Annotated in this window: 17 protein-coding genes and 1 pseudogene; 6 read left to right on the top strand and 12 right to left on the bottom strand. The window is 70.9% G+C overall.

The features are described 5' to 3' along the window. Position 1: 1 nt before the first annotated feature. The 4 genes from ACIBW9_RS21165 to ACIBW9_RS21150 form a co-directional block, all read right to left on the bottom strand. Positions 2-397, bottom strand: a complete 396-nt coding sequence (locus tag ACIBW9_RS21165; protein WP_398957141.1) for a TadE/TadG family type IV pilus assembly protein — start codon at positions 395-397, stop codon at positions 2-4. A gap of 5 nt (positions 398-402) precedes the next feature. Beyond that, positions 403-1,647, bottom strand: a complete 1,245-nt coding sequence (locus tag ACIBW9_RS21160) for a CpaE family protein (protein WP_398957138.1) — start codon at positions 1,645-1,647, stop codon at positions 403-405. Between the two features lie 9 nt (positions 1,648-1,656). Continuing rightward, positions 1,657-2,364, bottom strand: a complete 708-nt coding sequence (cpaB, locus tag ACIBW9_RS21155; protein ID WP_398957136.1) for a Flp pilus assembly protein CpaB — start codon at positions 2,362-2,364, stop codon at positions 1,657-1,659. An 84-nt stretch (positions 2,365-2,448) separates the two neighbouring features. Beyond that, positions 2,449-3,276 carry a hypothetical protein gene (locus ACIBW9_RS21150; protein WP_398957645.1) on the bottom strand — a complete coding sequence of 276 codons (828 nt, stop codon included), beginning with the start codon at positions 3,274-3,276 and terminating at the stop codon, positions 2,449-2,451. Between the two features lie 297 nt (positions 3,277-3,573). On the opposite strand from ACIBW9_RS21150, the gene ACIBW9_RS21145 reads away from it, so the two are divergent. From ACIBW9_RS21145 to ACIBW9_RS21135, 3 genes and pseudogenes are all read left to right on the top strand, one after another. Beyond that, complete coding sequence (locus tag ACIBW9_RS21145) at positions 3,574-5,295, top strand: chitinase (RefSeq protein WP_398957134.1); 1,722 nt, start codon at positions 3,574-3,576, stop codon at positions 5,293-5,295. A 183-nt stretch (positions 5,296-5,478) separates the two neighbouring features. After that, positions 5,479-5,984 (top strand): annotated as a pseudogene (locus ACIBW9_RS21140) (SigE family RNA polymerase sigma factor). A gap of 75 nt (positions 5,985-6,059) precedes the next feature. Continuing rightward, the gene (locus ACIBW9_RS21135) at positions 6,060-7,325 is read left to right on the top strand and encodes a hypothetical protein (RefSeq protein WP_398957132.1); all 1,266 of its coding nucleotides are present in this window, start codon (positions 6,060-6,062) and stop codon (positions 7,323-7,325) included. A 32-nt stretch (positions 7,326-7,357) separates the two neighbouring features. On the opposite strand, the gene ACIBW9_RS21130 is transcribed toward ACIBW9_RS21135, so the two are convergent. After that, entirely contained in the window at positions 7,358-7,756 is a 399-nt protein-coding gene (locus ACIBW9_RS21130) for an ATP-binding protein (RefSeq protein WP_398957130.1), read from the bottom strand. Positions 7,757-7,998: 242 nt separating this feature from the next. Here ACIBW9_RS21130 and ACIBW9_RS21125 point away from each other — a divergent pair, with 242 nt between their 5' ends. Beyond that, positions 7,999-8,697, top strand: a complete 699-nt coding sequence (locus tag ACIBW9_RS21125; protein WP_398957128.1) for a hypothetical protein — start codon at positions 7,999-8,001, stop codon at positions 8,695-8,697. Here ACIBW9_RS21125 and ACIBW9_RS21120 read toward each other — a convergent pair. Further along, the gene (locus tag ACIBW9_RS21120) at positions 8,621-9,526 is read right to left on the bottom strand and encodes an anti-sigma factor RsbA family regulatory protein (RefSeq protein ID WP_398957126.1); all 906 of its coding nucleotides are present in this window, start codon (positions 9,524-9,526) and stop codon (positions 8,621-8,623) included. The two genes, ACIBW9_RS21125 and ACIBW9_RS21120, sit on opposite strands and share 77 nt — an antisense overlap. 53 nt (positions 9,527-9,579) lie before the next feature. Next, on the bottom strand, positions 9,580-11,964 hold the full coding sequence (locus ACIBW9_RS21115; RefSeq protein WP_398957125.1) for an ATP-binding protein: 2,385 nt from the start codon (positions 11,962-11,964) through the stop codon (positions 9,580-9,582). Positions 11,965-12,295: 331 nt separating this feature from the next. Here ACIBW9_RS21115 and ACIBW9_RS21110 point away from each other — a divergent pair, with 331 nt between their 5' ends. After that, positions 12,296-13,639, top strand: a complete 1,344-nt coding sequence (locus ACIBW9_RS21110) for a M14 family metallopeptidase (RefSeq protein ID WP_398957123.1) — start codon at positions 12,296-12,298, stop codon at positions 13,637-13,639. Between the two features lie 3 nt (positions 13,640-13,642). Here the strand turns inward: ACIBW9_RS21110 and ACIBW9_RS21105 are convergent, their stop codons facing one another. From ACIBW9_RS21105 to ACIBW9_RS21085, 5 genes are all read right to left on the bottom strand, one after another. Then, positions 13,643-14,194, bottom strand: coding sequence for a hypothetical protein (locus ACIBW9_RS21105; protein WP_398957120.1), 552 nt, complete (start codon positions 14,192-14,194; stop codon positions 13,643-13,645). 443 nt (positions 14,195-14,637) lie between these two features. Further along, positions 14,638-16,119 (bottom strand): GntP family permease, encoded by a 1,482-nt coding sequence (locus ACIBW9_RS21100; protein WP_398957118.1) that lies wholly within the window; start codon positions 16,117-16,119, stop codon positions 14,638-14,640. 118 nt (positions 16,120-16,237) lie between these two features. Then, positions 16,238-16,648: a RidA family protein gene (locus ACIBW9_RS21095; protein WP_398957116.1), complete on the bottom strand. Its 411-nt coding sequence runs from the start codon at positions 16,646-16,648 to the stop codon at positions 16,238-16,240. Between the two features lie 10 nt (positions 16,649-16,658). Next, positions 16,659-17,429 (bottom strand): IclR family transcriptional regulator, encoded by a 771-nt coding sequence (locus ACIBW9_RS21090; RefSeq protein ID WP_398957114.1) that lies wholly within the window; start codon positions 17,427-17,429, stop codon positions 16,659-16,661. Further along, complete coding sequence (locus ACIBW9_RS21085; protein ID WP_398957112.1) at positions 17,426-18,703, bottom strand: PfkB family carbohydrate kinase; 1,278 nt, start codon at positions 18,701-18,703, stop codon at positions 17,426-17,428. The genes ACIBW9_RS21090 and ACIBW9_RS21085 overlap by 4 nt, the downstream gene beginning before the upstream one ends. 137 nt (positions 18,704-18,840) lie before the next feature. Here ACIBW9_RS21085 and ACIBW9_RS21080 point away from each other — a divergent pair, with 137 nt between their 5' ends. Continuing rightward, positions 18,841-20,106 carry an amino acid deaminase gene (locus tag ACIBW9_RS21080; RefSeq protein WP_398957110.1) on the top strand — a complete coding sequence of 422 codons (1,266 nt, stop codon included), beginning with the start codon at positions 18,841-18,843 and terminating at the stop codon, positions 20,104-20,106. The last annotated feature ends 5 nt before the right edge of the window (positions 20,107-20,111 follow it).

Genomic DNA, 20,111 nt, shown 5'->3' with positions numbered 1-20,111 from the left:
CTCAGTGCGTCGCCTCCTTGACCGCGCCCGCGTGGCCCTTCACGGGGAACGGGAAACTGAACGCGCCCGGGAAGAGGATGGGGACGGTGAGCGTGACATCGGCCGTGACATAGCCGGGTGCTCCGGGACTGCAGGTGACGGTGGCGCCGCCCTGCCATGCGTCCGGCAGCTTCTCCTTCCCCTTCTGCGCGCACACCCCCTGCCAGTCACCCTCTGCCGCGGTCCCCGCCCGCACGGCCTCGTCCGCAGCATTCCCCGCGAGCGTGTACGTGTATCCCACCAGCACGAGCTGCCACAGCACCACCAGCGTGATGATGATCGTCGGCATCATGCCCAGGAACTCGATGGTGACCTGGCCCCGGTCACGCTCTGCCGACGGCAACGCCCGCATCCCCATCCCCCTCAGTCCCTGCGCCGCCGGAAACTCACCGACCCGCGGTCCCCCCGGAACCGCCCACCCCGCTGCGCCCCCTCGACCGCCTTGACCAGCCCCAACTCCCCCGCCAGCGCCCACAGCGCCTGCTTCACCGCGCCCCTGCTGTCCAGCTCGTGGACCCGGCCCGCGTCCACCGCCCCCTGCAGCTCCTTGAAGTTGGCGGGAATCGCGGTCCCGGCGACCGCCGTGCCGGTGATCTTCTGGATCAGCGGCGGCTGGATCTCCGTACCGCGCGAGTGCCGGTTGACGACCACCGTCGTCTCCTCCGCCTTGCGGATCTGCAACCGGTCCCACATCCGCACGGTCCGCTTGGCGCCGCGCACCGCGACCACGTCCGGGGTCGTGACCAGCAGGGCCGTGTCGGCCATCTCCACCGCGGCCGCTCCCGCCCCGCCGAGCTGGGCGCCGCAGTCGATGACGACCACCTCGTAGCGGGAGCGCAGGGCGCTGACGATCTGCCGGGCCGCCCGGTCGGTCACCTCCTCGCCGCGTTCGCCTTCTCCCGGGGCGAGCAGCAGCGCGAGGCCGGTGTCGTGGCGGAAGACCGCGTCCGCGAGCACCCGCGGTGAGATGTCGGTGATCGCCGCCAGATCCACCACCGACCTGCGGAACTGGACGTCCAGGTACGAGGCCACGTCCCCCGTCTGCAGGTCCATGTCCACCAGTGCGGTGCTACGCCCCGAGGCCTGTGCCGCAAGCGCCAGTTGGACGGCGGTCAGGGTCGCGCCCACGCCGCCCTTCGCGCCGCTCACCGTGACGACGGTGCCGCCGACGCCGGTGAAGACGTCGCCGCCGGAGCCGAGGTGGCGCCGTACGCCCACCGACCACTGTGCGACGGCCTGGACGCGGCTGGCCAGTTCCTCGTAGCTGAGGGGGAGCGCCACCAGGCCGCGCGCGCCGTAGTCCATCGCGGCCTGGAAGAGGCCGGGGCTCGCGTCCGAGGTGACGAGGATGACCCCGACCGCGGGAAAGCGCAGGGCCACCTCGCGGATGAGCTCCAGCGCCGGTACCGGGCCGATCCGTTCGTGCACCACCACGACCTCGGGCAGCTCGTCGACGGACTCGGCGGCGAGCCGCGCGAGGGTGTCGACGAGCTGGGTCGAGTCGACGACCGGGGTCACCGGTTCGGCGTCCGGGAGCTGGCTGAGCAATGTCGTGATGGACCGCACCGCGTCCACGTCACCGACTGCCGGGAGGATCCTCGTGGGCATGGGGGCCTCTCACTTGTCCTTGGCGAGTTGGTAGGTGCGGTCCTGCTCGGGGATGGTGCCGGTCTCGCTCGGCGCGACCAGCGCGAGCCGGACCCGCTTGGCGAAGGACTCCGCGTACGTCAGGCGCTGGGCGTCGAGCGCGGAGAGCGCGAAGGTGATGGGGACGGCCTTGGTGGGCTGACCGGTGCGGTTGTCGGCGTCGGGCTGGAGCGAGGTGAGGTCGCCGACGTCGAGGACCCTGGCGTTCGTCACGATGATCTTGGACAGGTCGGGGTCGCCCTGCTTCTGACCCTCGAAGGTGGCATAGACGTTGACCTTGGAATCCGGCGTTATCTTGCCGGCGACTCCGGTCGCCGCATCGATCATGATGGCGACCTCCTGCTGCCCGGGCTGCAGGGCGGGCTGATCGACGATCATGTCGCTCTGCAGCAGGGAGCCCTTCTTGAGGGTCGTCACGGCGACCTTGCCGCGGATGCCGGCGAGATCGGTGACCGCGTTCGCCGACAGCCACCGCTTGGGCATCTCGGTCTTCTCGAACTGCGCGGCGCTGAGGCTGCTGTACGGCTTGATGTCGCTCTTGACCTCGTACGCCGTGACCTTGGGCCCGACCTGGGACTTCACGTCACTGATGACGGACAGGACGCCGACGAACGCGCCGAGGGCGCAGACGACCGACAGAAGCAGGAGTAGCACGCCACGGCGCTGACGGGAGTTCATGAACCGTACAACCTCATTGGGGGATAAGGGTCGAGCGGACGGGATGGTGCGGGCGATGCGTCTGCGGCGGGTCCGGTCGGCGGTTCAGGAGCCTCTCCCCGCGGGGAGCTGGTTCTGGTTCTCCAGGATGGGCGGCGGGCCGGCGGAGCAGAAGACACAGCGGTCACCGATGACGTCGATGCCGCACCAGTGGCAGGAGCCCTGCCGTACGGACGTGACCAGCTGGTACAGCACGGACAGGTCGGGCAGGAAGGCGGCGAACTCGATCAGCTTGCCGGTCCCCCACCAGACCGCGGACTCGGCGGGCAGCACCGCTTCCCGCAGCCCCTGGGCGTTCCACTGCGGTACGAGGCTCGCGGTGACCCAGTCCGACTGCAGCTGCCCCTTGGCGACCAGCATGGAGGTGCCGAACTCCGGCCCAGGCAGGGCGGCCCCGGGGGCGAGCTTCACCAGCTGCGGCTCGGGGTGGGCGAGTACGGCGAAGTGCTGGCCCGGCACCCATGACTTGGCGTGCTGCTTGAGTCCGACGTGGACGCGGTCGAGGCGGGCGACCGAGCCGAGCAGTGCTCCGGCGTGAATGTAGTGGGTGAGGAGGCGGCCGGCGGAGGCGAGTACGCCGGGGCTGAGGTCGCAGGAGGCCAGCTGCCTCAACTGGCGGGCCAGGACGGCCAGTCCGAGGGGAGGCAGAGCGGGACGGAACAGGGCTATACGGTCGGTTTCCAGCAGGGAGCGGATCGTGTGCAGACGGCGGCCCGTCTCCGCGGAGACCGCCTGTGAACAGACCACGATCAGATGCCCGTGCTGGTCGATCAGACTCTGCACACCCGCCAGCGCCTGCTCCAGGGGCTGCTTGTCCAGGTCCTGCAGGACGACGGCAGGCAGGGTCCGCTCGTCCTGCGGTGGCAGCGCCATGTCGGCACTGGTCACGGCGATGGCAGTTGGCACGCGCAGCTCCCCGTGGTACGCCCGTCGGCGAACCGGCGCGTTACTCCGGTACGCCGAGGTGACTTCACTCCGTGACTACCTCAGCACTGTATCCACGCCTCTGTGGCCGGAGAACAGCGTTTGTGGAGCTGATGAGCAACTGGCGTTTCACAAGTTACGTCAAAACGGGGCAGGTTCGAGCATCTCGCCGATCCCCCAGCGAGCTCGCGACCCATTTGGTCTGGACCTCTTGACAGGGGAATTGGTCTGGACCAACTTATTGTCATGTCCCCACAGAGACGATCCACGGCACGACGTACGGCACGTCTGTCGACAGCACGGCTCTGGTCAGGAGCCGTCACCGCCGCCCTCGCCCTCACCTTCGCGGGCACGGGCCAGGCGTCCGCAGCGGACGTCAACAACGCCAGGAACGCCGGCTTCGAGTCCGGCCTGAGCAACTGGACCTGTTCCGCGAGCAGCGGTACGACGGTCCCCTCCCCCGTGCACGGCGGCGCGGCCGCGCTCAAGGCCACCCCGGCCGGGCAGGACGACGCCCGGTGCAGCCAGACGGTGGCGGTGAAGCCGAACTCGACGTACTCGCTGAGCGCCTGGGTGCAGGGCGGCTACGCCTTTCTGGGCGTGACCGGCACGGGCACCACGGACGTGTCCACCTGGACCCCGGACTCGTCCTCCTGGAAGCAGTTGACGACGAGCTTCACCACGGGCTCGGCCACGACCTCCGTGACGGTGTACACGCACGGCTGGTACGGCCAGGCGGCGTACTACGCGGACGACGTGTCGGTCTACGGCCCGGACGGCGGCGGAGGCGGCGATCCGGCCCCGACGGTCCCGTCCGCGCCGGGCGGCCTCTCGGTGTCCGGCACGACCTCCTCCTCGGTGTCCTTGTCCTGGACCGCGGTGTCAGGAGCGACCGGCTACAACGTCTACCGGAACGGCACGAAGGTGACGGCGGTGACGGGTGCGTCGGCGACGGTCACCGGCCTCACGGCCTCGACCTCGTACTCCTTCCAGGTCACGGCGACCAACTCGGCGGGTGAGTCGGCGAAGTCGACGGCGGTGACGGGCACGACGACCGCGTCCTCCGGGGGCGGCGGCACCGCGCTTCCCAAGCACGCCGTCACCGGGTACTGGCAGAACTTCAACAACGGCGCCACGGTCCAGAAGATCTCCGACGTCTCGTCCCAGTACGACATCATCGCCGTGGCCTTCGCGGATGCCACGACGACGCCGGGCGCGGTGACCTTCAACCTGGACTCGGCGGGGCTGGGCGGATACACGGTCGACCAGTTCAAGGCGGACATCAAGGCCAAGCAGGCGGCGGGCAAGAAGGTCATCGTGTCCGTGGGCGGCCAGAACGGCACGGTGTCGGTGAGCGACTCGACGTCGGCGACGAACTTCGCGAACTCCGTGTACTCCCTGATGCAGACCTACGGCTTCGACGGCGTCGACATCGACCTGGAGAACGGCCTCAACGCCACGTACATGTCCCAGGCCCTGCGCTCCCTGTCCTCGAAGGCGGGCTCGTCCCTGATCATCACGATGGCCCCGCAGACGATCGACATGCAGTCGACGTCGAACGCGTACTTCCAGACGGCGCTGAATGTGAAGGACATCCTGACGGTCGTCAACATGCAGTACTACAACAGCGGCTCGATGCTGGGCTGCGACGGCAAGGTCTACTCCCAGGGCTCGGTCGACTTCCTCACCGCCCTGGCCTGCATCCAACTGCAGGGCGGCCTGTCCCCGTCCCAGGTGGGCCTGGGCCTGCCGGCCTCGACGAGCGCGGCGGGCAGCGGCTACGTCTCCCCGACGGTCGTGAACAACGCCCTCGACTGCCTGACGGCCGGCACGAACTGCGGCTCCTTCAAGCCGTCGCAGACGTATCCCGACCTGCGGGGTGCGATGACGTGGTCGACCAACTGGGACGCGGCTGCGGGCAGCTCGTGGTCAAGTGCGGTGGGGGCGCATGTGCATGGGCTGCCGTAGCGGCCTTTGACTGATGTGCTTCGGTGCGGCGCCGCGGGACGTGCGGCGCCGCACCTGCGTGCGGGTGCAACTGGCGCGAGCAGACCACCCGCTGTGAAACATTTCCCCGGTCCCACCGCGTCAATGAAGTGAGAACAGTCGAACGCCGGCGCCGGTACGGTGCCGTGGGCACGGGGGACATGGATGAGACAGGCACGCGCGGACGAGTACGCCGAGTTCGCTGCGGTGCGTGCCGGGCATCTCTACCGGTCCGCCTGTCTGCTGACCGCCGGTGACACGCATCTGGCCGAGGATCTGGTGCAGGAGACGCTCGGGCGGTGTACGTCAGCTGGCGGCGCGTGTCCCGCGCGGAGAATCCCGCGGGATACGCGCAGACCGTTCTCATGCGTACGTTCCTCACCCATCAGCGCAGGCGCAGCAGCACCGAGCGCGCCACCGACGTGCTGCCAGACGTGCCCGCCGACGGCCGCGACATGCCGCTCAGGCTGACCCTGCTTCAGGCCCTGGCCAGGCTGCCCGCCAAGGACCGGGCCGTGGTCGTCCTGCGGTACTGGGAGGACCGCTCCATCGAGGAGACCGCCCAGGCCATGAACGCCAGCTCGGCGGCCGTGCGCACGCGGTGCGTCCGGGCCCTGGGGCGGCTGCGGGAGCTGCTCGGCGAGGACCTCGGCGAGTACGCCCGCCCCTGAACGGCATCTGTGCAGCCCTGCGCAGCCGTCCTCTTCACTCACTTCTTCGTCCCTTTCGCGAAACGGTGGTCCGTCATGCCCTTCGAACAGCACGGCAATCCCCTTGAGCCCTTCGAGGAGCGGCTCTCGGCGGATCTGCGGCAGGCCGGCGACACCTTCGAGGCCGACCGGGCCGCGCTCGTCACCGCCGGCGCGCTGCGGGGGCGGCGCCGTCTGCTGCTGCGGCGGCGGGCCGCCGTCGTGGGCGGGGTCGCCTCGCTCGCCCTCGTCGGCGTGGGCGGGGCGGTGCTGCTGCCCGGCAGCGGATCGCCGGCGCACCAGGACGGGGCATCGGTCGGCACCGGCAGCCACACCGCCACCGCCGCACCCAGCCCCTCGCCCGTCTCCGGCGACCAGATGATCCGCACGCTCGAAAGGCTGCTTCCCAAGGGAAGGTTCAGCCAGGCGGAAGCGCGCGGGTCGGACGAGCGGCCGGGGCCGTATGTGCAGCTCGTGTACGACGACGGAAAGGGCCAGGCGGCCATCAGCGTCGGCCTGGGGCGGGTCGAGCCGGGGAGCGACGAGGCGCGCGGGGCCACCGAGTGCCCGGAGAAGGTGTTCGTCCATTACGACGCCTGTGGCACGACCCGGCTGTCGGACGGCTCGGTGGTGATGGTGCTGCAGGGCTACGAGTATCCGGACCGGCGGGTGGACACCAAGTGGTGGAGCGCCGAGCTCGTCACGCCGGAGGGTCAGCATGTCAGCGTGAGCGAGTGGAACGCGCCGGCCGAGAAGGGTGCATCGACCAGCCGGGCCGAACCACCGTTGTCGGCCGCCCAGTTGAAGAAGCTGGCAGCCGCCGGTGCCTGGCGGGACGCCATCGACGCGATGCCCCCGGACACGAACCAGCCGGCCCCGCAGCCGAGCGCGACCGGGACGGCCGGCTCCGGCGCGATCGCCCCCACCCTCAAGTCCCTGTTGCCGAAGGGGGTGTTCAAGGTGTCGGAGGACAGCGGTGACGACTCCGGATACGGCTACCTCGTTCTCGATGACGGCAAGGGCAAGAACTTCGTCCAGGTCAACGTCCAGCCCGACATGTCGGACGCCGAGGGCGACCTCTTCGGCTCCGGCGCGGAGGTCCTCGCCGACGGGACGAAGGTCGCCACGCACCAGGTGCCGAGCGAGAAGGGCGGCGCCGGGGCCGTGATGTGGACCGTCGACACCATCCGGACCGACGGGCGGCGGGTGGTGATCAGCGAACTCAACTCCGGCGCGCCGAACGACGACGCGACCCGCAAGACCCCCGCGCTGACCATGAAGCAGCTCCGCGAGATCGCGCTCAGCCCCAAGTGGTGGCGCTGAGGGTGACAAGGGGGCGGCGTGCGGGCCTGCCGCTACGGTTCCCGCCGGCCGCAGCCGTCCGCCCCGCACGTGCCCAGCTCGAACCACACCGTCTTGCCCTGTCCGTCCTGGTGGCAGCCCCAGCGTCTGGCCAGCGCGTTCACCAGGAACATCCCGCGGCCGCTCTCCGAGGCGCCCGCCTGAAGCACCTGCGGGGTGCGGCGGCCGCCGTCGCGCACCTCGCAGCGCAGGACGCCGTGCGCCGCGGAGAGGGTGAGCCGGAAGCGGCTCGCGGAGTGCAGCAGGGCGTTGGTGGCCAGTTCGCTGACGAGGAGTTCGGCGACGTCCACCACGTCGTCCCGGTCGGTCAGCCCCCAGACCTCCAGCTGTCTTCGGACCTCCCTGCGGGCCTCGCGGACGGCGGTGGGTCGGGGATCGTACTCGACGCTCAAATGGCCTGCCTGCAAAGGAGGTTGAGGGTACGTAGCGAAGTGCGGGGCGGGGTCCTGGTGGGGAGCGGTGATCTGCTGCCCTTCGACATTACTCAGGCGCGTCGGAGCGTGCACGAGTGAGTGCTGCGGCCATGGGGCGCATGGATTCCGGGGGAACGGGCGTTCTTGCATCGAATGCGTGACCTTCGCGCGTGAGTGCTCGTTGGGTGTCTTGACTGGTGCTTCGGGAGGGGGTCGGGTAAATGAGCGGGCCGCGCGAGTTGGCGGCGTCGTGCGTCGCTCTCGGCCCGTCCGGCGTTGCCGTCCATACCCGGCTCAAGCTGCTGGCGTCCGAGGACGAGAGGGTGCTCAGGCTGGTCGGCGGTCATCTCGGGACGCTGGCTGGGCGGGATCTCAAGGCCCGCTGTGCTGCCGGTCTGGAGCACGATGCGGAGGCGTGGGCTGCGCGCAAGCGGGCCCTGACGAAGGAGTCCTCCTCGCGCTGGGCCGGGTCGATCACGAAGGGCAGACGCGCCCTGGGGCACCCGATCCGGCGACGGACGGCACCGCCCCCGCACGACCGGAGTGATCGTGCGGGGCATCGGACCGTCCAGGCCGCACCGGGGCGTGAGGGAACCCGCCCCCGTATACCCGGACCACGCACCGGATGCGTGCGCGCCGGTGACGGAGCGAAAGCGGGGGACCAGCGCGCCCAACACCGTTCGGGGCACGCGGCTGAGCATGAGCTCTGGCAACAGGACTCACTCCCGCTCAGTCTTCAAGAAAGGTCCCGGAGAGATCCAGCATGGTTTTCAGCGTGTCCTCCCCGGTGCCGGGGCAAACGGGGAGGACTACCTGTTTCCATACCTGCCCACGGGCAAGCGGTTACCCGTACTGCAGCCGTACGGTCGTCCCCGTCCCCTCATCACGGATGTCGACGTAGGCGCAGACCTGGCGGGTGAACCACAGGCCCTGGTCCGGGTCCAGTTCGGGCACGGACGGCGGGACGAAGCCGGCCAGCGGGTCGTCGAGGCGGCGGGGTGCGCGCAGTTCGCAGATGCAGGCGGGTGCCTCGCCCCACATCAGGGCGCCGGTCAGGGGGCCGAGGGCGGTGGCCGCCGCGGTGACCGCCTGCGTGAACAGTTCGGCGTCCGCGGGCGCCAGTCCACGGGCGGCCGCCCCGCTGCGGACGGCCTGCGGGTAGGGCGGGGTGAGCGGTTCCGCTGTGGCCGGGGGCAACGGCAACGGCACGGAGTCCAGTTCGGCCGCGAGGCGGACGGGGTCCTCGTAGACGGCGGTGTCCGGGTGGGCGCGGCGGGCCGCCTCGATGATGGCCGCGCCGGCGGTGCGGGTGTCGTAGGCGCACAGGGCCGTGGTCGCCAGCGGCGCGAAGAGGAGGTTGGCGAGCGCCTCGTAGCGGATCCACTCGGTGGTCTCCCGGACGGAGCGTCCTGCGCGGCCGTTCCAGACGGGTTCCATGAGGAGGTGGACACGGCCGCCGGGGCCTGCGTGCGCGGCGAGATAACCGGCGCCCTGGGCCACGGCGTTGGCGGCCGAGCCGGTGTACCACTCGGTGTGCGGGACGAAGGTGACGCTCTTCGTGTCGCCCCCGAGGGCCTCGCGCAGCAGGTCCAGCTTGTCGGGGGCGGCGATGGCCACCGGCGGGGGTTCGCCGGGGGTGCCGAGGCCTTCGACGAGGAACGGCAGCGCGGCGGCCACGAACTCGTCGTCCGCGCCGTACACGGCCATGCGGTGGTCGAACGGGGTGGGGGTGGGTGGTGTGCTGGTCATGGTTCTCCGCTCTGTGGGGGGTGTGGAGGCCGGGAGGGGAGCCTGGGCGGGGCTCAGTTCTGGGCGGCGACCCAGGCGGCGATCTGGCTGCGGTTGCTGAAGCCGAGTTTGCTGAGGATGCGTTCCACATGGCCTTCGGCGGTACGGCGGGCGATGACGAGCCGGTCGGCGATCTGCTGGTTGGCGAGGCCCTGGGCGACGAGTTCGGCGACCTCGGTCTCGCGGCGGGTGAGTGTGCTGTCCTGCGGGGGCCGGGAACTGCGGCGGCCACTCGTCTCCCTTGGCGGTGCGATCCGTCGGGGTTCCTCGTCCTGCGTCGCACGGGCGACGAGCTCCGCGAGTCCGAGGGCGCCTCCTTTCTCGTACGACCGGTCGAAGGCGGCCCGGCCCAGGGCGGCCGACGCCCGCTCGCCGCTGTCGCGGCGGATGGCGCCCAGATGGGTCGAGCCCCAGCGGTCCCGGTCGATGTCGGCCCAGGTGCGGTCGGCGCCGCCGAGCAGGGCGGCCGCGTGTTCGTGGGCGCCCGCCCGGGTCGCGATGTGGGCCAGCAGGTCGAGGGTGAGGGCGATGCCGGTGACGTCGTTGACGGCGAGCTTGAGGCGCAGGGCCTCGCGGGCGTGCCGTGCGGCCTCGTCCCAGTCCTCCTTCACGGTGTGGGCGAGGGCCAGCATCCGCAGCACATACGAGCGCACCCACTCCTCGCCGTGCTCCTCGCACAGCCGGCGGGCCCGCTCGCAGACCTCGACGGCGCGGTCGGCCTCGCCCAGGAAGCCCAGGGCGCAGGCGAGTTCGACCTGGTCGAGGCCGTGCAGACTGAGGTGCTGGCCGGGGACGGGGCCGCGGGCGACGGAGGCCTCGAAGTGGTCGAGGGCGGCGGGCAGTTCGTTGCTGAAGAGGCGGATGACGCCGATGACGTAGGCGGCGTGGGCGGCCTCGGCCCGGTCGCCGAGCTGTTCGGCCAGCGCCTGGGCGTCCCGTGCGCGGCGCAGGCCTCCGCTCATGTCCTGGGTGGCGGCGGCGAGAAGGCCGGCCACCCACAGCCCGCGGGCCCGCTCGACGGTCGGTTCGGGGTTGGCGGCAAGGGCCCGCTCCAGCCAGTAGCGGCCCTCGCGGGGTGCCCCGCAGGCGTGCCAGTAGAACCACAGGGTGCCTGCGAGGCGCAGGGCGGCGAGCCGTTCGCCGGGGTGGGTGAGGCTGAAGTCGAGGGCGGCGCGCAGGCTGTCCTGGTCGGCCCGTAGCCGGGCGACGATCTGCCGCTGTCCGGGTCCGAACCAGGCGCGTTCGCAGTCGGCGGCCCGCCGCTGCATCCAGTCGCGCTGACGGCGCCGGGTGGCGTCCTCCTCGCCCTCCAGCCGCCGCAGCCGGTCCAGGCCGTAGTGCCGCAGGGTGTCCAGCAGCCGGTAGCGCACGCCGTCCGGTCCCGTCTCCCGCCCCAGCACGGACTTGTCGACGAGCCCCGCGACCGCCTCCAGCACCTCCTGCGACCGCACCCTCCCCCGGCCGCCGGCCGGATGGACCCCTCTCTCGCCTCGCTCGCCGTCCGCGCACACCGCCTCCGCCGTCTCCAGGTCGAAGCCGCCGGGCAGGACGGAGGCCCGCGCCCACACCAACTGCTCCTGGCCGGTGCACAGTTCGTGGCTCCAGTCGACGGCGGCGCGCAGCGTCTGGTGGCGGGGCAGGGCCGCGCTGCTGCCGGCCGTGAGGAGGCGGTAACGGTCGTCGAGGCGCTCCAGGAGCTGTTCGACGCCGAGGACGCGCATCCGTACGGCGGCCAGCTCGATGGCGAGCGGAAGCCCGTCCAGGCGGCGGCACAGGCGGGCCACGGCGGCGCGGTTGCCGGCGGTCAGCCGGAAGCCGGGGACCACGGCGGCGGCACGGTCGACGAAGAGGGCGAGGGCCGGGTAGCCGTTGGCCGCGCTGAGGTCGCCGTCCGGGTCCGGGACGGGTAACGGCCGTACCTCCAGGAGGTGTTCCTCGGTGAGCGCGAGGCGGTGCCGGCTGGTGGCGAGGACACGGACGCCGGTGGTGCCGTGCAGCAGGGCGGCGGCGAGTTCGGCGCAGGCCTGCAGCAGGTGTTCGCAGTTGTCCAGGACGAGCAGCAGGCGCCGGTCCCGCACCTGCTCGACCAAGGCGTCCAGCGGGGGCTGCGCGGAGTGGTCGTGCAGGCCGAGCGCGTCGGCGGCGGCGAGGGGGACGAGCGCCGGGTCGTGCAGTCCGGCCAGGTGCACGAAGCGCACACCGTCCGGGAAGGCCCGTTCCACACGGGCCGCGATGCGTGCGGCGAGCCGGGTCTTGCCCACGCCGCCCGGTCCGGTCAACGTGACCAGGCGCGCCTTGGCGAGCAGTTCGCGGCCCTCGGTCTGTTCGCCGCGCCGATCGACGAAGCTGGTGGTCTCGACCGGCAGATGACGGTCCCGTCGCGGCGCTGATCCGCCCATGATCAGCCTCCCTGACTGCATTTCCCGGGGGCCGCCCCCCGGACCCCCAGCAGAACAGCAGGCTGGCCAGCGTGACCGGCACGGACATCGCAAGGCGAACCTGAGTGAAGCGGAACCTCACTCTTCTCCGCAATCGGCATATATGCACGTTCCCCTCACACCCGCGAGTGCACTTCGCCGGACGACGCCTGTGCGGTGACGGCTGCGCGTACACTCCGGCCGGTTTTCGCTCTCTTGACCTGTCCATGCCATTCCATGACGATGGGCGGCACCCGCACAGGTACCTCACAGGCACGTCGCACTGAACCACCCCACCTCCCTAGGAGACTTCATGCGACTTCGGATACGAGGCTCGGGCGCCCGCGGCGGCAGACGCACCGCCGCGTTCGCCGCCCTGCTCGCCCTCGCCCTCGCGGCTCCCGTCTCGGCGACGGCCCACAGCGCCCACAAGGCGGCACCTTCGGCCGACGACATCCGCCAGTACGAGATCCACGTCGACCACAACACGCCCGTCACCCGCACCGCCATCGCCGCGGCCGGCGTGACCGTGGACGAGGCAGACGAGGAGACGGTGGTCGTCTCCGGACGCGCGGCACAGATCAGCACGCTCCGCCGGCAGGGCTACGACGTCTCACCGCTGGGCTCGGCGCCGGACCGCTCCTCGGGCTCGGAGGGCGTACGGCTCTACGACTTCCCCTCGGCCGACTCGAAGTACCACAACTACGCCGAGATGAACACGGAGATCGACCAGCGGCTCGCGGCCTACCCGAACATCATGAGCAAGCGGGTGATCGGCAAGTCGTACCAGGGCCGGGACATCGTCGCCATCAAGGTCAGCGACAACGTGGCGACGGACGAGAACGAGCCGGAGGTGCTGTTCACCTTCCACCAGCACGCGCGTGAGCACCTGACGGTGGAGATGGCGCTGTATCTGCTGCGCGAGCTGGGCGCCGGTTACGGCACCGACTCCCGTGTCACCAGCCTGGTGAACAGCCGCGAGATCTGGATCGTGCCGGATCTCAACCCGGACGGCGGCGAGTACGACATCGCGACCGGCTCGTACCGGTCGTGGCGCAAGAACCGGCAGCCCAACTCCGGTTCCTCGTACGTGGGTACGGACCTGAACCGGAACTGGAACTACAAGTGGGGCTGCTGCGGCGGCTCTTCGGGCTCCACCTCGTCCGAGACCTACCGTGGCGCCTCGGCGGAGTCCGCGCCCGAGGTGAAGGTGGTCGCCGACTTCGTCCGCAGCCGGGTGGTCGGCGGCAAGCAGCAGATCACCGCCGGGATCGACTTCCACACGTACAGCGAACTGGTGCTGTGGCCGTTCGGGTACACCTACTCGGACACCGCGACCGGGATGACGGCGGACGATGCCGCCGCCTTCAAGGCCGTGGGGCAGAAGATGGCGGCGAGCAACGGGTACACCGCCGAGCAGTCCAGCGACCTGTACATCACGGACGGGTCGATCGACGACTATCTCTGGGGCAGTCAGAAGATCTTCGACTACACCTTCGAGATGTATCCGACGTCCAGTTCCGGGGGCGGGTTCTACCCGCCCGACGAGGTCATCGAGCGGGAGACGTCACGGAACCGGGACGCTGTGCTGCAGTTGCTGGAGAACGCGGACTGTATGTACCGGTCCATCGGCAAGGCCGCCCAGTACTGCAGCTAGCGGCTAGTCGGCGTCCTCGGCCTCGGTGCCTTCTTCGAAGTAGGCGTCGAGGACCGCGTCCAGCTGTTCGTCCCACTCGCTGAACTGCGCCCTGGCCGTCGCCTCGATCTCGATCGGGTACCAGCGGCGGTCAGGGGTGTGGACGGTGATGGTGAACCGCTTGCCGAAGCGGGGCGATTCGGTCTCCACGGCGCCGATCTCGTCCCAGCGGAACTCGCACTCCTGGTCGTCCAGGCTGAGCCGGACGCCCCGGTGATCGGCGACGATCCTGGCGCGCCGGTCGGAGGCCTCGAAGACGGGCCCGTCGGGGGCCTCGTCCGCGTCACCGTCCCCGGAGTCCCCGTTCTCCGCGGCCGGCTCCAGCTCCTCGGCCTCGGACTCGACGTCCTCGTCCGTGAGTTCGGGCTCGGCGGGCGCGGTGTCCTCCGCCTCGACCTCCTCCGGCTTCTCGGAGACGGGTGAGGTGAGCCCGGGAATGAAGGCCGGGTCGAATCCGGCACCGGTCACGGGCTCGCCCTTCAGGGGCTGGCTGCTCGATCCTATGCGCTGCTCCACAGCGGGCAGTATGGTCGAAGATCCTGTGGCGGACACAGTCGGCCCCGACTTCGTTATGAGACGCCTACACGACCAGGCTCAGCACCGCCGCCACCACGCGCATCCATCAGCACCCTCCGGGCGCGGGCACCACGATCGTCGCTCAACGCGAAGACGGAGCCCACTGAAACGATGGCCCGCACACCACCCGAAAGCGACAGCGACCGCCACGGCCAGACCAGCACACCCCAGCCACGGCAATCACCACCACCGGACATCTACGCGACCAGGCTCAGCACCGCCGCCACCACGCGCATCCATCAGCACCCTCCGGGCGCGGGCACCACGATTGTTGCTTGCGGCGAAGAACGAGCCCGCTCAAACGGTGCTCTGCACACGACCCGAAGGCGGCAGCGACCCGCGCGGCCAGACCAGAACGCCCGAGCCACGACCACCTCCGACATCTACACGACCAGGCTCAGCACCGCCGCCACCGCGAACCCGACCACGGACAGCACCGTCTCCAGCACGGTCCACGTCTTCAGGGTGTCCCGCTCGCTGATGCCGAAGTACTTCGCCACCATCCAGAAGCCCCCGTCGTTCACGTGCGAGGCGAAGATCGAGCCTGCCGAGATGGCCATGATGACGAGGGCGACGAAGGCCTGGGAGTGGTGGCCCTCGGTGAGCAGGGGAGCGACGATGCCGGCCGTCGTGACGATCGCCACCGTCGCCGAGCCCTGGGCCACGCGCAGGACCACGGAGATCAGGTAGGCGAGGACGAGCACGGGCAGGCCCACGTCGTGGAAGGTGTCCGAGAGGGCCTGCGCGACGCCGCTCGCCTTGAGGATCGCGCCGAAGACACCGCCCGCGCCGACCACCAGCAGGATGTTGCCCACCGGCTTGAGCGAGGCCGTCGAGACCGTCTCCAGGGACTTGCGGGACCAGCCGCGGCGGATGCCCAGCAGGTAGTACGCCAGCAGCAGCGCGATCGTCAGGGCCACGAACGGGTGGCCGAAGAACTCGATCACCGAGCGGCCGGTGGAGGGGTCCAGCGCGATGGAGGAGAAGGTGGCCGCGAGGATGAGGACCAGGGGGGTGCCGATGATGCCCAGCACCGTGCCCAGGGGCACCGGGTGCTCACGCGGCTCGACGCCCTGCTCCCGCTGCTCGTTGATGACCGCGAGCTTCGCCTCCGCCGCCGCCTCCACCATGTCCTGCGGTACGGCGACGAAGATGCGGCGGCCGATCCATGCGGAGAACGCCCAGGCTGCCAGCACCGCCGGGATGCCGCAGACGATGCCCATCAGGATGACCCAGCCGAGCTGTACGTGGAGCAGGCCGGCCGCGGCCACCGGGCCCGGGTGCGGGGGCAGGAACGCATGGGTCATCGAAAGGCCCGCGAGGAGGGGCAGGCAGTACAGCAGGATCGACTTGCCGGAGCGCTTGGCGGCGGCGTAGACGAGGGGCGCGAGGACGAAGATGCCCACGTCGAAGAAGACCGGGATGCCGAAGATGAGGCCCGTCAGGCCCATCGCGAGCGGGGCCCGCTTCTCACCGAACAGGCCCAGCAGACGTGACGCCAACACCTCCGCGCCGCCGCTGACTTCGAGGATCGCGCCGAGCATCGTGCCCAGGCCGATGATGATCGCGACATGGCCGAGGATGCCGCCCATGCCGGTCTCGATGGTGGACACCGCGTCCGAACGCTGGACCGTACCGAAGAGTTCGGTGACCGAGAGGCCGGCGAGCAGGCCCACGGCTATGGAGACGGCGAGCAGGGCGACGAACGGCTGGAGCCTGACCTTGATGATCAGGAACAGGAGCAGGGCGATACCGATGGCGGCGACGGTGAGGAGGCCGGCCGTTCCGTCGACCAGCAGGAGCAGGCCTCCGGTGTGGGGTGCGGGCACGGGGGCTGGGGCTGTTGCGGCGAGTGGGAGGGACATTTGGGGGTCCTCTACGTAAATGCATGGGCCTTCGGGCAGGGGGGATCGCGGCACGGCGCCCAGGGGATGACGGGCGCCGCGCCGTGAGTGCGTACGGCGTGCGGGAGTTGAGGGCGCGTCAGCCGAGGACGGCCAGCGCGTCGATCTCGATGAGGAGGCCCGCGGGCAGACCGACGTAGACCGTCGTGCGTGCGGCGGGCGGGGCAGTGAGCGCCTGCTCCTCGAAGTACGTGTTGTAGATGTCGTTCATCTCGGCGAAGTGGTCCACGTCCGTGAGGTAGACGCGGATCATCATCACGTCGTCCCAGCTCGCACCGCCCTCCTCCAGGATCGCCTTGACGTTGGCGAGGGTCTGGAGGGTCTGCTCGCGCAGGGTCGGGCCGGCGGGCGTGGGGGGCTTGCCCTCCTCGGCGGGCAGGAAGCCGACCTGGCCGGCGACCTGCAGGATGTTGCCCTTCTTGACGCCGTGGGAGAACTTCGCGGGCGGGGTGGTGTGGGTCTTGGGGGTGAGTGCGATCTTCTCGGTCATGCGGTGCCCTTCATGTCTTTCCTACGGTGTCCGTCACAGGCGTTCGTCCGGAGTACTCCCCGCTGATCGCGTCGGCCGTGCGGCGCACCAGGGGGAGCAGGGTGAGGAGTTCCTCGGCGGTGACGACGACGTTCGGCGCGGAGACCGACATCGCGGCGACGACCCGCCCGTCGGCACCGCGGATCGGGGCGGCGACGCAGTTGATGGACTCCTCGTGGCCGCCGAGGTCGGTGGCCCAGCCCTGTTCGCGCACCTTGTCCAACTCGCGCAGGAAAGCGGGGGCGTTGGGGGTGGAACGGGAGGTGTACATGGGGTAGTCCAGCTTGTCGGCGAGCGCCCGGCGCTCCCCCTCGGGCAGGTCGGCGAGGAGCAGCTTCGCCACCGCGGCGACGGTGATCGCGACCGGCTTTCCGATCCGTGAGTACATCCGGACCGGGTAGCGGCTGTCCACCTTGTCGATGTAGAGGACCTCGGACTCCTCGTACACGGCGAGATGGACGGTGTGCCCGCACTGCTCGTTGAGCCGTACGAGGTGGGGGTGGGCGATCTCGCGGATGTCGAGGTTCTCCATGGCCTCCTGGGCGAGGGCGATGAGCCGGGCGCCGAGGCGGTAGCGCTGGTCGGACTGGCGGTAGACGAGGCCGTGCTCGTGCAGCGTGCGCAGCAGCCGGAGGGCCGTGGACTTGTGCACGTCCAGGCGGTCGGCGACCTGGCCGAGGTCGGCGGGGCCCTCGGCGAGCAGCGGCAGGATGCTGAGCGCGCGGTCGACGGTCTGGCTCATGGGGTGCGTACCTCCTCCGGGGCCTGCTCGGCTTGCGTCCAGCCGGGGCCGAGTCGAAGTTTCCCCCACGCGTCGTCGTCGAGGGCGGCGAGTCGGTCGGCGTGGTGGCGGGTGGGGGGCGGGGCGAGGTCGCCCGGGGCGGTGAGGGCGGCTGCTGCCATGAGGTGGCCGTGGCGCAGGCAGGTCGCTGCCGGGAGGCCACGCAGGGTTGCCGACAGGAAGCCCGCGGCGAAGGCGTCTCCGGCACCGACTGTTGCCACGACGTCCACGGCAAGGGCGGGAACGAAGGTGCCCGGGGTGGGGGCTGGGCGCGGGGAAGTGTCGCTGGCCCGCGCGTGCGGGGTGCCCCCTTTCTTCGGGTCGGGAGCCGCCCTAGCGGCACGACTGCCCGCAGGCTCCGCGGAGTGGCGGTCCGCAGGCGGTTCGGCGTGGCTGCTCGCGGGCGGTGCGGGGTGGCTGCCGGTGGGTTTTAGGGGCGCGGGGAACTGCGCGACAAGCCCACGACTGCCCGCGGACGACACGAAAGCGGTGGCCCCCACGCTCCCTTGCTTCACCACCAACACCCCCGGCTCCGGCAGCACCGCGCGAACCGCCTCCGGGCCGCCCGTCACCCCCCATGCCTCCTCCGCCTCGTCCTCCCCCACGAACACGACGTCGGCGCCGCGCGCCAGTTCCAGCAGCACATCCGCCCGGTCGGCGTCCGGCCACAGGCCCGGCCTGTGGTTGACGTCGAAGGAGATCAGCGGGCGCCCGGCCCGCGGCGCCGTCAACTCGCGCAGCAGCCCCAGGCAGCCCTCCGACAGCGCCGCCGTGATCCCCGACAGGTGCAGTACCCGGCCCGCGCGCACCGCGTCCAGGTCCGTGTTGCCGACCGTCATCGCGGAGGCCGCGGAGCCGGTCCGGTAGTACGCCACCTCGTGGGCGGCGGTCGACCGGTCGCCGGCCGTGCGGAAGTAGATGCCGGTCGGGCGTGCCGGGTCCCGCCGTACGGCGGTGACGTCGACGCCGTACGCCCCGATCGCCTCGACGAGGTGGTCCCCGAACCCGTCGGCGCCGACCCTGCTCACCCAGCGCGCGGAGTGCCCGGCGGCCGCGAGGGCGCAGGCCACGTTGGATTCCGCGCCGCCGATGGCGCGGCCGAAGGAGGGGACGTCGGCGAGGCGGCCGGCACGGGAGGGCAGGAACGTGACCATGGACTCGCCGAGCGTGACGACGTCGACGACCTCGGCGGTATCGGTGCCGCCGGGGGCGTTGCAAGGTCCGGTCGCGGTCACGATCGTCGTAACTCCTCGGTGGTGCGGCGGGCGGGCGATGTTCGTTGACCCCGCGTTGGCCGAGATGTTAGACAGCGGTAAGCGATATACGCAATGAGCGTTGCAGACACCGCAACGCACCTGATCAGGGAGGCTCAATGGTCACGGAAGACCTCGCCCGGCTCGCCGGGGAACGCGTCGACCACCGGTTCAAGGGCCTCCCGCCGGACGCCGACGGACTGACCGTCGGCGAGCTGGCCGCCCAGCGCCGCAACCTCTTCACCGGCGGCTTCGCCACCCCCGTCCTCGCCCTGTCGGCCGAGCGCCTGGAGCACAACCTCGCGCTCATGGAGACGTATGCGGCGCGCCACGGACTGACCTTCGCCCCGCACGGCAAGACCACCATGGCCCCCCAGCTGTTCCGGCAGCAGATCGCGCGCGGCGCCTGGGGCATCACCCTGGCGGTGCCGCACCAGGTGCGCGTGGCGCGGGCGTTCGGCATCCAGCGGGTCTTCCTCGCCAACGAGCTGGTCGACCCGGCCGCCCTGCGCTGGATCTCGGCCGAGCTCGACGCCGACCCCGAGTTCCGTCTCGTCTGCTACGTCGACTCCGTGCGCGGGGTGGAGCTGATGGACGCGGCGCTGCAGGGTGCCGCGCGGCCGCTGGACGTGGTGGTCGAGCTGGCGGCAGGTGAGGGCGCCCGTACCGGGGTCCGTACGGAGGCGGAGTGCGCGGCGGTCGCCGATGCCGTGGCCGGGACGCGGACGCTGCGGCTCGTCGGTGTCGCGGGCTATGAGGGCGAGGTCCCGCAGGCCGACCCGGACCGGGTGCACGCCTGGCTGCGCCGGCTGGTCGCGCTGGCCGTGGACTTCGACAAGGCGGGGCGGTTCGCGGGCCTGGACGAGATCGTCGTCAGCGCGGGCGGCAGCGCCTGGTTCGACGCGGTGGCCGACGTGTTCGCCGAGATCCCCGAACTCTCCGCCCCGGTGCTGAAGTTGCTGCGTTCCGGCGCCTACGTCTCGCACGACGACGGCCACTACCGCAAGCTCACCCCCTTCAACCGGGTCCCGGAGGAGGGGGCCCTGGAGCCCGCCTTCCGGCTCTGGGCGCAGGTCGTCTCCCGGCCCACCGACGAGCAGGCCTTCGTCAACGCGGGCAAGCGGGACGCGGCCTACGACCTCGATCTCCCCTTCGCCCAGGTCGTCCGGCGGGACGGCGCCGAGCGCCCGGCGACCGGCATCTCGGTGACCGCCCTGTCGGACCAGCACGCCTGGCTGCGGACGACGGAGGAGGCGGATCTTGAGGTCGGGGACTGGCTGGGCATGGGGCTGTCCCACCCGTGCACCTCCTTCGACAAGTGGCAGCTGATCCCGCTGGCGCAGGCCGACGGCACGGTGGTCGACTACATCCGTACCTTCTTCTAGGAGGC

Source organism: Streptomyces sp. NPDC049541, from assembly GCF_044465725.1.
In the GTDB taxonomy this organism is placed as follows: domain Bacteria; phylum Actinomycetota; class Actinomycetes; order Streptomycetales; family Streptomycetaceae; genus Streptomyces.
Note: the sequence above shows the minus strand (reverse complement) of the source record. Positions and strands in the feature narration are given on the sequence as shown.